Raw genomic sequence first — 16,494 nt, forward strand, 5'->3', positions numbered from 1 at the left:
CAGTTTATCTTATATATGAAACGAGCCAAGGGAATTGTTTCACACACAGGAGGATGATCAATTCTTGTGTGGACCAAGAACCAAAGAAAGATAAGTTTGATCATATGAAGTTGGCCTTTTTTTGTGATTGTTGATTTTTTAAATGAAACGATCTTATAATTAGGTGATTGTGGGTAGTTGTGGGCTTGTTGTAATTTATAACTGTCAGTGGTGTTGTGGGCATATGTAACCTACGTTGCAATGTTTGGGACTTTTTTAGCATTGTGTGTATAAGCAATTTTTTTTCTTTGTACAAGAGAGTATCGACTCCTACTTTACAATCGAATGAATAAAAAAAATTACCTAATGTTGTATTTAAGAAGGATAATCCAGTACTGTTTCTTCGGACTGATAATTTTATTGTCATCCTGTGCGGAGAGGTTTATTTATAATGTTGAAAAGACGGCTAACACAGTCGTTGTTAAGAGTGATAGTTTGACTATTAGAATTGAGATAGTCGATGAATCTATCATTCACATAGAAAAAGAATTGGTAGGGATTGCTAAATATGAGATTCCTGATTATGTAACTATTTTAGATCCTCAAGATGTTGATTGGAGTATGGTTGAGCACAATGATCAGTTGGCTATCATCACAAACAAAGTTCGGGTGATTGTAAAAAGTGATGGAACAATAGAATACCAGGATTCTAAGGGAGAGACCTTGCTAGCAGAAACCAGGGCGCTTAGTTATATCAAACCGGATGCGCAAGTCGGTAACAGGGTTTCGCAGGCCTTTGAGGCAGGTGATGAAGCTTTATATGGACTGGGACAGTTTCAAAGTGGTATCATGAACTGGAAGAATGTGCCTGTACGTTTACAGCAATATAACCAGGAAATAGCCATTCCATTTTTGGTTTCCACCAAGGGGTATGGTATTTATTGGCATAATTATAGTCTTACGGATGTTAATGAGCCACAAAATGAGATTTCGTTTGGGGCTTTAGGTACAGTGAATGGAGCAGAGGACGATCATGTTGTGCCAGAGGATGGAGAGAAGGAGAATGTAGCAGCGTATGCGATCAAAAAGAATGTGGATAAAAATATACGAGAGACGATCTTTACGCCTACCCAAACAGGAGAATATACCTTTGAGGTATTGAGTGATCACAACGGCCGTATGCGTGGAGAAGTCAATCTGAGCATTGATGGAGATGATATTGTCAATTATTCTACTATCTGGATGCCTCGAAGATATGCAGGTAAAAAATATTTAGAAGCAGGTAAGTCTTATAAAGTTGTATTTCAAAATACCGGGGCTAAAATACCAGGGCGTGTTTTTTATAATGAACCGGATTATAATAAAACAGTATTTAGTAGTAGTCAGGGAAATAGAGTTGATTATTATGTGGTACAAGGAGAGAATCCTGCAGAGGTGATAGCGCAATACCAAAAATTAACAGGTAAGGCGCCCTTATTTCCTAAAAGTGCTTATGGGTTTTGGCAATGTCGCGAAAGGTATCATAACCAAAAGGAGCTGTTGGAGAATGCGCATGAGATGAGAAAAAGAAAAATACCATTTGATAATATTGTACAGGATTGGTTTTACTGGCCTAAAGGAACCAAAGGGCCCGAGTGGGATAGAAAAAAGTATCCCAATCCAAAGGCGATGGTGGATGAGTTAAAAGATCTCAACCTTAAATTAATGGTGTCTGTTTGGCCGGAAGTGAAAAATACCAAACTGGAAGAAAAATACGAACTTGCTAAAATAGAGAGTAGTAACTATGTGGATATCTATGACCCGGAAATAAGAGAACGTTTTTATAGAATGTTAAGTGATTCGATGTTTCATCTAGGTGTTAATTCTATATGGCTTGATGGAACAGAACCAGAAGGTGTGACTAATTCAAAAGTGAATACTGCCATAGGACCCTATGAGAGGGTTCAAAATCCATATTCGTTGGAGGTAACCCGGGCTATGTACGAGGGGAGAAGAAAGGAATTTCCTAATGAGCGTGTTTTTAACCTGACTCGTTCTGCGTATGCAGGACAACAGCGTTATGGAGCTACCTCCTGGTCTGGCGATGTGGAGGCTTCATGGGAACAATTCTCAGAACAAATTGCAGCAGGTCTAAATTTTACCATGGCAGGAATCCCTTATTGGACACATGATATTGGTGGATTCTTTAGAGATTCTAAATCTATTAATGCGACATATGATAGCCAATATACGAATTCGGAGTATATTGAGCTGCTTACACGTTGGTTCCAATTCGGCACTTTTAGCCCTGTTTTTCGTATTCATGGATATGTTTCTGAAACGGAAATATGGCGTTATAGTCAAGAATTTGAAGAGATGGCACGTAAATTTATCGACCTGCGTTATCAGTTGATGCCATATATTTATTCAGAAGCATGGAAGGTAACCAACGAGAGCCATTTGTTGATGAGTCCTTTGGTATATTATTTTCCGGAGGATAAAAATACCTGGGGAATTAAAGATCAACTTTTCTTTGGTGAATCTATGATGGTCTCTTTTGTTACAGAATATAAGCAGCGTACTAAAGATGTTTATTTACCGGAGGGAGATTGGTATAATTTCTGGACCAATGAAAAGGTCAAAGGTAATGTGACTATGACCGTGGAAGCTCCTTTTAATAGTACCCCTATTTTTATAAAAGCAGGATCGATTATACCTATGGGGCCTAAAATTCAATATGCAACGCAAGAGACCGATGAACCTACTTGCATAAAAATTTACCCCGGTAAGGATGCTTCTTATACTTTGTATTTCGACGATAGCGAAAGTTATGATTATGAAAATGGAGTATTTGCAGAATTGCTGATTTCTTATTCTGAGTCGGATAAGAGTGTGAAAATCGAAAAAGGAAGAGGAAATTATGTGGATTTCCAAGGGAACCCTATGCCATTAATGATGGAACTGGTAGGGTCTGATAAAGAGCATCAAGTATTTTTTAAGGGAAAAGGAATAGAATTTAACTTTTAATTGGCTAGAGATTTATATATCATGAGGATCGTGTTGATAATTATCGCAATTGTTCTTGTAAGCTTTACGCAGGCGCAGAGCAGAGTGGGTATTGGGAAGGTTGATTTTTCAGATTGGAATGGAATTGCAAAGGTGAAAAATAACTGCGCAAGCATGCCCAATGGGGATACCATATCCTATACTTATGCCAATCAAAATAGGACTTACTTTCCAAACATAGGTAGGAATTATTATGGGGATGCAGCTGACTGGACTCCCTATTCGGGAGTTTGTTTTGATATTTATTTAAAGTCAGACGCGCGTACAGATGTTTGTGCTATTTTTAAGGTGGATTCTCTTGATTACGATGAACAAAACCCCGTGAGCACTGCAAAAATTAGATTGAATGGAAACGGTTGGCATTCAGTGTATATACCATGGGAGATGTTTGAGGTAGATGCTGGACAAAAATGGGGGACACTCTTTGCAGTCAAGCATTTTTTAATCACAGCTCAATCTAAGGGTAATTCGATTTATCAGATTAGAAACGTGTATTTGACAAAGGGAAGAACGCTTGCTTTGGAGTCTCCCATTAAAGGAAAGTCGTCTCATGCAGGTTCGCTTGTGTATTATGAATTGAAGGTAAGCAATACCACTGCCGAACCGCAAGGGGTAAGCTTGAGAATTGAAACCGAGGGATGGGAGTCTATGGAGGCAATTATTCAGCCTAGTTTGATGGATTTGGAAGCCGGCGAGACCAAAACATGCAGGCTAACTGTCAATATACCCGCAAAGTTACCTGCCGGTATTCGCGAAAAACAGCTTGTTAAGGCTATTTCCAATGGCAGTGGAGCTTCTCTTGCAAGTATGGAATTTATAACGGCAGTGCGTATTCCTTTTCCAAATATCATGTTTACGGTTGAAGGTTGGCAGCAGGTGAGAGATAAAGTAGATAAATATGATTGGGCCAAAGAAAGTTATATGGATTATGTAGGGAAAGCTGACCGTTGGAAACCTCGAAAACCTGCCTATTTAAACGAAAAGGAAGGCGTATCTATTCTTGGGAAGCCCATATTGAGTGAAGCAGAAAGCAAAAATATATTGAATTGTGCGATAGCGTATCAACTCACCCAGAATAAAATATACGCAAAAAAATGTATTGAATATTTGCGTCCTTTGGTGGATGAGAAGATGGGATATCCAGCCAGATTGGTTGGAGGAAGTAATTCTTTTGTGGGAGAAGGAAAGTTCTGGCAGGCTACAGCACGTGCCTACGATCTCATACGTACCAGTGAAGTGCTTACTGAAAGTGATCATGAACGCTTTGAGAAAACCTTTCGTTTATTTGTTACGCGTACGATACAGGGTAACACGAGAGGAGCCATTAGTAATTGGAATGTGGCAGAAATTACAGCAGCACTTTATTGTGCTTTAAATTTACAGGATTGGTACCTGATAGATCACTTGTTAAATTCTTCCACAGGGGTATATAAACACCTGGAACATGGGATTATGAATGATGGCTGGTGGTACGAATGTGCAGTGGGATATAATACGTGGGTGGCTACAGAGTTTTCTGAAATAGCGATTGCGCTGCAACCTTGGGGAATTAATTTTAAGGATAGGCAGTTTCCGATGGGTACTTCAAAGCATTTCTCTTTGCTTGCAAGCCGTAGAAAAAGTGGTATTATGGGGATGGAGTTCGAAAAGTGGGGCAATATTGAGCGTAATAGTATTGGTATTAAGGATATGTGGGATGCAGCTATTCCTTTTGTTGATTTTCGTGGGGTGTTGCTTGCGGTCAATGATGCTTTAGAAGGTAAACTCTCAGGTAAGGATTATGAGTTAGCTTATTATCTCTATCGTGATCCGGAATATGCAGCGATTGTAAACCGAAGTGAAAAACGTGATTTATTGTATGGTGTACCTGATTTACCCAAGGTTAATTCAGAGAAAATGAAACAATCGGCCTATGCTGATAATATGGGAATTGTACAGTTACGCTCTCAAACAAAAAACCGAGAACAAAGAGACCAAATTCAAGCAGCCTTGCATTATGGATCGCATGGGGGATATCATGGACATTTTGATCGTACAAATTTGGTAAGCATGATGCGTTATGGTCGTAGTTTTTATGGAACTCTTATGTATTGGTATGGGTATAGCAGCTATTTATATAAGTTTTTAAAACAAACTTCCATCAATAAAAATATGGTGGTTGTGGATGAGAAAATGCAACAGCCGGTTGAAAATTACAGGACTTTATTTCATGCAGGTGAAATGATGCAGGCTACAGTTGTAGAAACGAATTCGCGCTGGAGCTATCCCCCTTATGGAGGAGGTCATGATTTAGAAAAAGCGATGTGGCAGGAAGGACGTAGTATCTTTATTCCCGAGGATGTGCCTGATTATGGCCAATGTACAGGTTTTACAGAGCCTGTGATGCAGCGGCGTTTGATGTTGGTCATGGATGATTATGTGGTGCTGGCTGATTATCTTGAAGGAGAACAAGAACATCAATTCGACTGGACTTTCAATGCCAAGGGTTTTAAAGGTATAGAGGCCGATAAAAAAGTATATCTGCGCCATACAAACCAAAGAAGTACGGATCCATTGGGAAGTGCTCAGTTTATTACCGATTGCGACTGGTGGAACGTAGAAGGAACCTCACGGACTCAGTTTGAGATGTGTTGGGGAGAGGGGTGTGATAATGCGGGTGTTCGTTTGCCGTATAGTCTGGAGGGACCATTGAAAATAGATGTGTTTAATGCCTGGCCTCTAAAAAAAGATATCATGATTGCGGCTTCCAATGAAAGCTTTTATGTAAATAAACAGCTTTGGTATACTGTAATAGCGGATGGTAATACCTTGGTTAGTGATAGTACGGGAGCCTGGATTCTTGGGAGCCGACATGTTTCGCTTGATATTGAAGGAACTAATAGATTGGAACTGACAACCCGAACACCCGGGAAAATAAATAATCGTACCATTTTTTGGGGGAATGCCAAGGTGGTACTGAAAGATGGATCCGAAATTTATCTTTCTTCTTTACCGATAAAATATGAAAATATGGCTTTGCCAGCGCATGAAGGGAAGGACTATTATAATGGCCCTATTAAAATTCAGGGTGAATTAATGGAGTTTTCAATTCCCGGTATGCCGATGAACGATAAAGTGACCGGTAAAATAGCAGTAGACCTTTCTGGTTTGGATGTGGTTCGGTTCGAAGCCAAGATCGGAAGTGACTATCCAATGGGAGATGAAACTTCTCGTTTAAAAAATATGGCGGTTAGAAGTGCAGGTTCGAAAGCTCGTTATCTATCGGTTATAGAGCCTTATGAAACGGAGTCGGTGATTCGGTCTGTGACAGCTGAATCTCCAGATGAATTGCGGGTAGTATTAACGGATGGCCGTATACAAAACATTTCAATTTCGAATATGGAAGGCAAAAATGGACAAGTAAAAGTAGCTGTAACCGAAATCAAAGATGGACAGGTGATTCGCAAAGAAGAAAGCAATGAATACAGACGTGATTGATCAATCTGGGGTATTTAAGAAAGATGATTTAGTTGTATTTTGGATGGAGAATCGTAGGAAAAGGTAGTCATCATTAGTAGGCTTGTTGTGTTAGAACACGAATTGTACATGATGATTGCTGTGTTACGACTGTGGGCTTAGGGTTTGTTGTATGGAGTTTAAAGTAAGAGATATGAGATATATTATTTTGTTTTTGATGATGGCGTGTTGCTCAAAGGTGTCTGCCCAAAATATGATCTTTGATCAATGGGGAAAGGCGCCTGTCAATGGGGGGTTCGAGATGGCGGATTATTGGGTATGGGGTAGCTCAGTGATTAAAGGTGATGATGGTCAATATCATATGTATGCTTCGCGTTGGCCTAAATATCTAAAATTTCACCCGGGATGGATGATGGCTTCTGAAATTGTCCACGCAGTATCTGATACTCCTGAAGGTCCTTATGAATTCAAAGATGTGGCTTTGGGTGCTCGGGGTGCGCAGTTTTGGGATGGTCGTTCGTGTCATAATCCCAAAATAACAAAGTATAAAGATCAATATATACTTTATTACATGGGATCCACACATCCTTTTGAAAATATAAACCAGGAAAATGCCAGTGAACTTACTCTTACTAGTAAGTGGTGTATTGCCGCTAGATGGAGTAAGCGCGTGGGTATGGCTACTTCTAAAAGTCCGGATGGTCCTTGGCACAGACTTGATACTCCTGTTTTGGATGTGAAGCCTAACTCGTTTTATAGCTTTTTAACCTCGAATCCATCTCCTCTTATTAAAAAGGATGGATCGGTGGTTCTTCTGTTTAAAGGACGTAGTTATAAAACGGATAGTATTTCGCATACTGGTCAGTTTATTGGAGTGGCTACGGCCCCTTCTTTTGAGGGACCTTATACGGTTGTTGGAAATGAGCCTTTGTTCTCGAAAGACAAATTTGGTGAAGTTGAAGATCCTCATTTATGGAGCGATAAAAATGGATACCATATGATTGCTAAAGATATGACTGGTCAAATTATAGGAAGTCGTCACGGTGGAGTGCTGGCTCATTCCTCAGACGGGATTCATTGGACTTTGGATGCTTGTCCGCAGGCTTATACCCGAACTGTTCAATGGGATGATGGACAAGTTATTGAACAAGGACAATTAGAAAGGCCTTTTGTGTTGGTTGAAGAGGGTGAGCCTACTTATATTTTTTTCGCTACCATGGATGGTCCGGGTGGTTTTGGGAATGGAACTAAAACCTGGAATATGGTGATACCATTGAAAAAAGAATAAATAAAAATATGTTAAATATCTTAAGGAGTTAAAAGATGAAAATATTACTAGTCTGCGTGTTAATGGTTATAGCTTATTCAATATCCGCTCAGAAGAGTGTGAAAGTACACTATGTGGATTTAAATAAGGGAAATAATGTAGGTAATAACTTTATTAAAGAGTATATGCCCCAGGTTTTGGAAGATAAGGGTCGGGTTCGTACTATCAGATTATATCCTGAAATTGAATTTCAAAAACTAGATGGTATTGGAGGCGCATTTAATGAGATTGGCGGAGAAGCATTGATGTCATTGCCTACCAAAATGCAGGATGAGGTGATGGAAAATATATTTAGTGTGCAGGATGGAGCTGGATTCTCTTTCTGCAGAACCGCTGTAGGTGCCAGCGATTTCGGAATAGATGCATACAGTTATAACGAGGAGGAAGGAGATTATGAGATGAAACACTTTTCCATCAAACGAGAAAAGAAAACAGTGATTCCATATATTCAAAAGGCATATAAGTATAATCCTGAAATGAAACTTTTTGCTTCACCTTGGAGTCCTCCAGCATGGATGAAATATTCTGGTTATATGGATAGAGGCGTGGAATTTACAGACAAGAATAGTTTGAAGGATGAACCTGAAATATATAAGGCATATGCATTGTATTTCTCAAAATACATAACAGCATACCGTAAAGAGAATATCCAGGTAAATCGCTTGGTAGTACAGAATGAAAATGATGCCAATACTAAATATCCTTCGTGTGAGATGCCTGTTGATCAAATGGGCAAATTTGTGAAGAATTATCTAAAACCACGCTTTGATGCCGATCGTATAAACACCGAAATATGGGCAGGAACCTTTAGGACAGCAGGACAGCTGGATGCTATTGAGTTTGCTGCTAAAAAAGAATATCATGATGTATTTGATGGTGTGGGTATTCAATATACTGCTTCGCAGCATATACAGGATATCAGAAATTTGATGCCAGCAACCACTATTATGCATACCGAAGGAAGGTGTGAAAACGGAAATAATACGGTGGCACAAGCCAAGAAACGTCTAAGCGAAGTGGCCAGCTATATTAATTATGGAGTAACTAATTATTGTTACTGGAATATGATTTTAAATGAAACAACCGAGAGTGGTTGGGACTGGAAGCAAAATTCATTGATCAATATCGATCGACAAAATAAAACAGTTAGCTATAACCCTGACTTTACAGTGTTTGCACTTATGAGTAAATTCTTACAACCTGGCGTGGTGCGAATTGCACATTTTTCGCGAGCAACCATTATTTCAGTGAAAAATGAGGGTAGTATTTATGTGCTTATACAGAATGATGAGGATACTCCTAAAACCCATCAGTTGCAACTGGGTAATGAAGATTCATTTGAGGTTCAATTGCCTGCTAATTCATTATCAGCCATCGAGGTAAAACTTTAAAAGGTAGTGGGTGTAGTTTTGTTTTTGCGTTGAGTCATTAAAAATGAAATTTAATTAAAGTATATGAAACGAGCCATGAGAATAGCTTCACACACACAGTGATGATTATTTCTGGCGAATTCCATATAACTTTTGAAAGAAAAATATAAACATATGAAAAATCTATCTATCAGGAGATTGTTGTGCTTATTTTCTGTAAGCATGATGATGTTGTTTCTTGTGAGTGGGTGCAACCAACCTGTAAAAAAAAGTCATTTAAAACTCTGGTATGATGCACCTGCGGCAGACTGGAATGAAGCTTTACCTATTGGAAATGGACGATTGGGGGCTATGGTGTACGGTATTCCCGTGCAAGAAAATATCCAGTTAAACGAGGGTACGCTTTGGGCCGGAGGTCCACATCGAAATGATAACCCTGAAGCAAAAGATATTTTGCCAGAGATTCGTCAATTGTTGTTTGACGGTAAGTATAAAGAAGCCCATAACTTGGCCAATGCGAGAATTATTTCTAAAACTTCTCATGGAATGAACTATGAAACAGTGGGAAATTTGAGATTAAATTTTGATCATGATGACGCGTTTAGTAATTATTACCGTGAATTAGATATTGAGGATGCTGTCAATAGAACCGCTTACATCGTTGATGGAGTGGAGTATCAACGAGAAATTTTTACTTCTTTTACTGATCAGGTAATTGTTATTAAATTAACGGCCAGTCAAAAAGGTAAGATCAGCTTTTCTGCCGCAATGGATCGTCCCGCACCTGCAGTAGTAGATATAGCTACTGAAGGGAATAATATTTTAAGTATGAGGGGTAAAGGAGCTGATTTAAAAAGTAAAAGAACACCTAAAGGAGCAGCTCCTATTGAGGGCCGTGTGAAGTTTGAATCGAGGTTGAAGATTGTACCGGAAGGGGGCGCTTTAAGCGCTACTGATAGTACTTTGGTTTTAAAAGGCGCCAATAGTGCAACGTTATACTTATCTGTTGCTACTAATTTTGTGAATTATCAAGATGTTAGTGCAGATGAGCACGCGCGAGTTACGGCCTATTTGGCCGGAGCGGAAAAGAAAAGCTATGAACAGTTAATCGCAGATCATTCTGCATTTTATCAAGGTTATTTTAATCGAGTAAGTCTTGATTTAGGAGAGACTGATTCCATTAAAAATGCTACAGATGTACGCATACAACAATTTGCTCAAGGAAATGATCCTGCTTTGGCTGAACTGTATTATCAGTACGGCCGTTATTTGTTAATCTGTTCTTCACAGCCGGGAGGTCAAGCATCTAACTTACAGGGTATATGGTGTAAGGACTTGGCTCCACCATGGAAAAGTGCTTATACGGTAAATATCAATACGGAAATGAATTATTGGCCTGCTGAGCCTACAAATTTGGGCGAGATGCATGAACCTCTTATAGATCTTGTTAAGGAACTATCTGAAGCAGGTCGTCAAACGGCACGTGATATGTATGGTGCTGATGGGTGGGTATGCCATCATAATACCGACCTTTGGCGGATTTGCGGTCCGGTGGATGGCGCTACTTGGGGTATGTGGCCCAGTGGTGGTTTGTGGTTGAGCCAGCACTTGTGGGAGAAATTCTTATACAATGGAGATATAAATTACCTGAAAGAGGTATACCCTGCCATGAAGGGTTCTGCAGAATTTGTGCTGAGTTTTTTGACTCCAGAACCCGATCATGGATGGTTGATTTTTGCACCGTCTACTTCCCCAGAAAACAGACCGGCACATCATCCTAATATGGTTAATATTGCTTATGGAACCACAATGGATAATCAACTGATCTTTGATATGCTAAGCAAAACAGCTGCGGCAGCCAGTTTTTTAGGTGTGGATGAGGACTTTGTTAAAAAAATTGAGTCTACTATACCGAAATTGGCCCCCAATCAAATTGGTCAGCATGGACAGATTCAGGAGTGGATTCATGATTGGGACGATCCCAAGGATAAGCACCGTCATATTTCTCAATTATATGGGATGCATCCTTCTAATCAATTCTCACCTTTCCGTACGCCTGTTTTAGCAGAAGCAGCCAGGAATGTATTGATTTACCGTGGAGATCCTTCCACAGGATGGTCCATGAACTGGAAGATTAATCAATGGGCTCGTTTGTTAGACGGTAACCATGCCTATAAAATGATGACAGATCAAATTAAGTTGGTTGGGAGGCCTGATTCTCCTAAAGGAGGTGGTACTTATACTAATATGTTAGATGCGCACCCTCCTTTCCAAATTGATGGAAATTTCGGTTTTACTGCTGGCTTAACTGAAATGATGCTGCAAAGTCATGACGGTGCGATTCATCTGATCCCTGCCTTGCCCGATGTTTGGAAGGCTGGATGTGTAAAGGGCTTGCGTGCGCGTGGTGGATTTGAAATAGAGGATCTGGAATGGAAGGATGGAGTAATTGAAAGGGTTATTATTAAATCATCATTGGGAGGAAATTGCCGAATTCGTTCTTATTCTCCGCTGACAATGAAGGGGGGAGAAGAACTGACTTTGGCCGAAGGTGTGAATGAAAACCCTTTCTTTCAAGTGCCAGATATTCAAAAACCAATTATCTCGGATGAAGCCGAACTTAAAGGGTTTTATGTGAAAGATACTTATTTGTATGATGTGGCCACAGAGCCGGGAGAATCTTTTGTTTTAATAAAAAAATAATGAGAAAACGAACCATGCTTTTTTTTTAATGATGAAGATGGTGAGTTTCAAATGACTATGTGAAATTAAATCTAAGTACATGAAAATATTTATAAGTGTATTAATTATGAGTGTGATGGTTGTTTTGAGTGACGCTCAAAATCCGGTTTTTACACATGTTTTTACCGCAGATCCCTCTCCTCATGTGTGGCCCAATGATGACCGACTTTGGGTATATACCAGTCATGATGAGCCGGGGTCTAATAACCATTATGGTATGACGGGTTATCATGCATTTTCAACAACAGATATGGTTCATTGGACAGATCATGGTCGTATCTTACATTTGGAGAACGTGGAATGGGCAGAAAGCCATGCTTGGGCCATGGATGCCGCTTATTATCGTGGTAAGTACTATCTGATATACTGTATGAAAGAGGCCGGGATTGGTCTTTTTAGAACAGGAGTTGCTCGTAGTGATGTTCCGCAAGGCCCCTTTACTGACCTAGGTTATATTAAGGGCGTTGAATTTGGTCAGGATCCAGCTATTTTTATCGATGATGATGAAACCCCATATTTGTTCTGGGGGCATGATAGAAAGTGTTTTGGTGCAGCATTGAATGATGATCTTATGTCTATTAAACCGGAAACATATGTTGATCTGACTTCTCAATTAAAATATGTATTTGAAGGGCCATGGGTTCATAAGTTCAAAGGAAAATATTATTTAAGCTATCCGGGACTGACGCCTCGTAAGTGGCCAGAGAAAATGTTTTATGGTGTTGCGGATCAACCCTTAGGACCCTATGAGTTTAAAGGATGTTTTATGGATGATTTTGAGGGGCAAAGTGGAACGAATCATGGCGGTACAGTTACTTACAAAGGAAAAGATATCATGTTTTACCATAGTGCCTGGCTATCGGGTGGATTAAGCGAAACACGCTGTGTAATGGCTGATTATCTGAATTATGATGAAAAAGGAAATATTATTTCAATTGTTCCTTCCAAAGAGGGTTTAGGATTGGCTGACCGGACAAAAACAACGATATTATTGGAAGCTGAAAATGGCTTTGCTGCCGGAGGTGATTTGTACAATGTAATTGTTGATACATGGATCAAGGACTACAGTGGGAAAGGCTACGTGACTAATTTTGATAATCCGTATGATCATGTATCCATGTTAGCTCAAGTGGCAAGACCTTCAAAATTTCGCTTTAAAGTCAGGTACGCCTCACCCGATGGAGAATCTAATCATGATGTTTTGATAAATAGTCATTTGTATAGAGATTTTGTTTTTCCTGCATCCAAGACCTTTCGGGAAATAGATTTTGGTATTGTTGAACTGAAAGAAGGTGATAATTTAATACGCATCTTCAAACGAAATTGGAAGCCTTCGAAAGGAGATTTGGCCATTGATTATGTCAAGCTGGAGCAGGTGTTTGAAGATGAAGACTAGTGTGTTTGTCAATAAATAATAATTGAAAGAGATAAAAAATATGAAGTGTAAATTTTATGTATTGCTGAGCTTTCTTGTGCTTTCGCAATTTAACTATGGGCAAAAAAGCATCCGTGTGGATGCGGGAACCAAAGGTGAAAAATTTGAACATTTTTGGAGTAAATGTGTAGGAGCGGGTCGAGCGAATGAAGCTTTGCGCGCCGGTTGGCTGGAACAAATGGAGAAAGTGCAACAAAATTGCGGTTTTGAGTATGTTCGCTTTCATGGGCTTTTCCATGAAGATATGTTTCCCGTATTGAGGGAAAAAGGAAAACTGGTATATAATTGGCAATATATTGATGATGTTTTTGATCGTTTGTTGGATATGAATGTACGTCCTTTTGTTGAATTGGCCTTTTTTCCCAATGAGTTTGCCGCAGAAGATTCAAAAACGGTGTTTTGGTGGGAGGCAAAAGTAACTCCTGGACCTGATTTTGCCTCGCAATGGCACGACTTAATTGAGGCTTTTACCCAACATGTTGTAGATCGTTATGGGATTGATGAGGTGCTTACATGGTATTTTGAGGTATGGAATGAACCTAATTTATATCCTTTCTTTTTTCATGGAAAGAAATCGCAATATTTTGAGCTGTATAAGCAATCTGCTTTGGCTGTAAAATCGGTTGATGAACGATTGAAAATAGGAGGTCCTGCTACCAGTAATTTTGTCCCTGATACTCGTTTTGATGGCGAAATAATTAATAATGAGGTGTCGATGGAGGTTTTTAAGGTGGAGGATATCAATACCCTTCAGTGGCATGGTGTGTGGATAGAGGATTTCCTGAAGTTTTGTGAAAAGGAAAAACTACCAGTGGATTTTATTAGTACACATCCATATCCCACAGATTATGCTTTTAATCCGGAAACCGGCAAAGGAAGAGGCCTGACGCGTCATGTACATTCTATTATAGACGACTTGGAGTGGTTGCAGAAAATCGTTCAAAATAGTGCCTATTCAAATGCTGAAATTCATCTAACAGAATGGAATACCAGCCCTAGTAGTCGTGACCGAATGCATGATTTATTACCGGCAGCCGCCTATATTGTAAAATCGAATCTCGATTGCATTGGCCTTACTAATTCTTTGGCTTTTTGGACTTTTACTGATATTTTTGAGGAAAAGGGTGGTGCAGCAAGTATCTTTCATGGTGGATTTGGAATGATTAATTTTCAAGGATTGGTAAAGCCTTCTTACCATGCTTATCGTATGTTGCATTTATTGGGCGATGAAAAGTTGTATAAAGATGATGCTGTGTTCGTAAGTCGTAATTCTGGCGATGGAAAGATTGTGGCCTTGGCCTATAATTATCCCAAAGAAAATGAGGGATCGGTTCCTGCTGGTTATAAGAGTTATGAGTATTTAAGTGAGGGTTCATCCAAACAATTGAAGTTGGAACTAAAGCATCTAAAACCGGGTGCGATGTTTCAAATTGAAATACTGGATAAGGATCATGGTAATGTGTGTCACTCATGGGAGAAAATGGGAAAACCGGAACCTCCGACGCGTGAACAGATCAAAGTATTGAAAAATGTAGCAGAAAATTTAAAAACAGAAACGGTGGTGGCAGATAAGGATGGAAGGCTTACAATAAATAGAGAAATAGCCCCTTGGAATGTTATGTTGATTCAGCAGATTAACTAGTGGGTAGTCAATGAAAATGGTTATTGAAATAGAAAAAAAGAGCATCGGTCTGGACTGAGTGCTCTTTTTCTTAGAATCTGAGGTGTGCAGAAAGCTTTTATTTGTTTTGTGCGATTTGTTTTACATAGGCTTCAAATGCCTTTAAATGCCCCATTGTTTTATCCTTTTCAATGGTCGAAGTCACCCAATGACTAAGGTATTTGGTGGGCTTTGAAATAAAAATGAATTGAGTGCCGTCATCTATTTTTTCTGGATAAGTAGACGGGTCAATATGGATGGCAGCACCTACTTTAATTTTTTCGGCAGCTACGTCTTCAGGATGATATCCCCACGAAATAATGTAGTGATCCGATTGTTTAATTTTCTGCCCTTTATGATAGTTAATGCCAGTAACAAACTGAATGGGTCCATTGCATAGAGCAAATGCCTCTACCTTCATTTCTCGGATGCCAGTATACGAAGTAACTCTTACCAAAATATCTACCTTATTTCCTTTATAGGGAATGTCTTCTGAGAGCATCTCCATTTGAGAATAGCATTTTTCTTTTCGGACCTTGACGGTACGCATTGAAACAGGAGCAAGTGGAATTATTTTTTCCCCGTCCCATAATCGTATTCCTCCCAAACCTACTGAAGATCCAGCTTTATAATAATCCGCTCCATAGCCATTTCTTTGTTCTTGTTCGCTGGGATACCATTTTGCCTCTTTTAATTCAAGACCAGGTTGTTGTTTGTTATACACGTCAATGGCACAGGCTTTATTATTAAAATATAATCGTAATGCCATCCATTCATTCTCAATGGCAGGACCATGATGTCCGATTTTTTTGTATAAATCGCCCGAAGCGTCTTGTATTTTATCAACATAAAGGGAGTCTATTCTCAAAAATAAACTCGCGTCGGTTTTGTTTTGTGCCTCCAAGGCTAGCGATAGCAAGCTGATGAAGAAAAAAAATAAGGTTGTTTTCATATGATTATAATTTGTTTTTCAGTTGCCATATGGAACTCACCGTGATAATCATTCTCCTGTGTGAGAGATCACTCTCATGGCTCGTTTCATATGATTATATTTATTTTTCAGTGGTTATATGGAACTCGCCTAGCTTAATCATTCCCCTGTGTGTGAAACAATTTTCATGGTTTGTTTCATGCGCTAAACTTGTTTTTTATGCCTAATAGGGCGTTAAAATTTATTAGGAGCGCCCAATGTTATTTGTACAAATATATAAAATATCTCGTTGAGTTTGCGCACACGCATATTCGATTTCCATACAAGTACCATCAGGTAGATCGGCACAATGGTTGACGTTATTAAGATAAAGTGGATATTTAATTTCTCAGCTTGTCTGAAAATTTTTGTATGCAATCCCCAAAATACCACACCTGGATTTTGGAACCTGTTCCCCCAAAAGAGAATGAAGCAGGATGTTGGCTATGACTTATACTGCGGAGTTCTGTTTGGATGTTAACATTTATTGCATATAAAGGAAACAAGCGT

General features: G+C 39.3%; 8 protein-coding genes. 7 read left to right on the forward strand and 1 reads right to left on the reverse strand.

Going from position 1 to position 16,494, the window contains the following annotated elements; genetic code table 11:
* Positions 1 to 474: 474 nt before the first annotated feature.
* The 7 genes from CYTFE_RS0123725 (at position 475) to CYTFE_RS0123755 (ending at position 14,996) form a co-directional block, all read left to right on the forward strand.
* Complete coding sequence (locus CYTFE_RS0123725) at positions 475 to 2,985, forward strand: glycoside hydrolase family 31 protein (protein WP_161636272.1); 2,511 nt, start codon at positions 475 to 477, stop codon at positions 2,983 to 2,985.
* Between the two features lie 30 nt (positions 2,986 to 3,015).
* A complete protein-coding gene (locus CYTFE_RS27985; RefSeq protein WP_152541780.1) occupies positions 3,016 to 6,501 on the forward strand; it encodes a hypothetical protein in 3,486 nt (1,161 codons plus the stop codon).
* Positions 6,502 to 6,673: 172 nt separating this feature from the next.
* A complete protein-coding gene (locus CYTFE_RS0123735; RefSeq protein WP_044213319.1) occupies positions 6,674 to 7,768 on the forward strand; it encodes a glycoside hydrolase family protein in 1,095 nt (364 codons plus the stop codon).
* A gap of 35 nt (positions 7,769 to 7,803) precedes the next feature.
* Positions 7,804 to 9,198: a glycoside hydrolase family 30 protein gene (locus CYTFE_RS27990; protein ID WP_081736082.1), complete on the forward strand. Its 1,395-nt coding sequence runs from the start codon at positions 7,804 to 7,806 to the stop codon at positions 9,196 to 9,198.
* 153 nt (positions 9,199 to 9,351) lie between these two features.
* Positions 9,352 to 11,880, forward strand: coding sequence for a glycoside hydrolase family 95 protein (locus tag CYTFE_RS0123745; RefSeq protein WP_081736083.1), 2,529 nt, complete (start codon positions 9,352 to 9,354; stop codon positions 11,878 to 11,880).
* Between the two features lie 79 nt (positions 11,881 to 11,959).
* Positions 11,960 to 13,315: a family 43 glycosylhydrolase gene (locus CYTFE_RS29185; RefSeq protein ID WP_052343405.1), complete on the forward strand. Its 1,356-nt coding sequence runs from the start codon at positions 11,960 to 11,962 to the stop codon at positions 13,313 to 13,315.
* A 40-nt stretch (positions 13,316 to 13,355) separates the two neighbouring features.
* Complete coding sequence (locus tag CYTFE_RS0123755; RefSeq protein WP_027473860.1) at positions 13,356 to 14,996, forward strand: GH39 family glycosyl hydrolase; 1,641 nt, start codon at positions 13,356 to 13,358, stop codon at positions 14,994 to 14,996.
* Between the two features lie 97 nt (positions 14,997 to 15,093).
* On the opposite strand, the gene CYTFE_RS0123760 is transcribed toward CYTFE_RS0123755, so the two are convergent.
* Positions 15,094 to 15,966, reverse strand: coding sequence for a DUF4861 family protein (locus CYTFE_RS0123760; RefSeq protein ID WP_027473861.1), 873 nt, complete (start codon positions 15,964 to 15,966; stop codon positions 15,094 to 15,096).
* Between the last annotated feature and the right edge of the window lie 528 nt (positions 15,967 to 16,494).

This window comes from Saccharicrinis fermentans DSM 9555 = JCM 21142, from assembly GCF_000517085.1.
Lineage (GTDB): Bacteria > Bacteroidota > Bacteroidia > Bacteroidales > Marinilabiliaceae > Saccharicrinis > Saccharicrinis fermentans.

Coding starts and splice junctions, on each gene's coding strand:
- CYTFE_RS0123735 (WP_044213319.1), top strand. CDS start 6,674: ATGAGATATATTATTTTGTTTTTGATGATGGCGTGTTGCTCAAAGGTG.
- CYTFE_RS0123755 (WP_027473860.1), top strand. CDS start 13,356: ATGAAGTGTAAATTTTATGTATTGCTGAGCTTTCTTGTGCTTTCGCAA.
- CYTFE_RS29185 (WP_052343405.1), top strand. CDS start 11,960: ATGAAAATATTTATAAGTGTATTAATTATGAGTGTGATGGTTGTTTTG.
- CYTFE_RS27990 (WP_081736082.1), top strand. CDS start 7,804: ATGAAAATATTACTAGTCTGCGTGTTAATGGTTATAGCTTATTCAATA.
- CYTFE_RS0123745 (WP_081736083.1), top strand. CDS start 9,352: ATGAAAAATCTATCTATCAGGAGATTGTTGTGCTTATTTTCTGTAAGC.
- CYTFE_RS0123760 (WP_027473861.1), bottom strand. CDS start 15,966: ATGAAAACAACCTTATTTTTTTTCTTCATCAGCTTGCTATCGCTAGCC.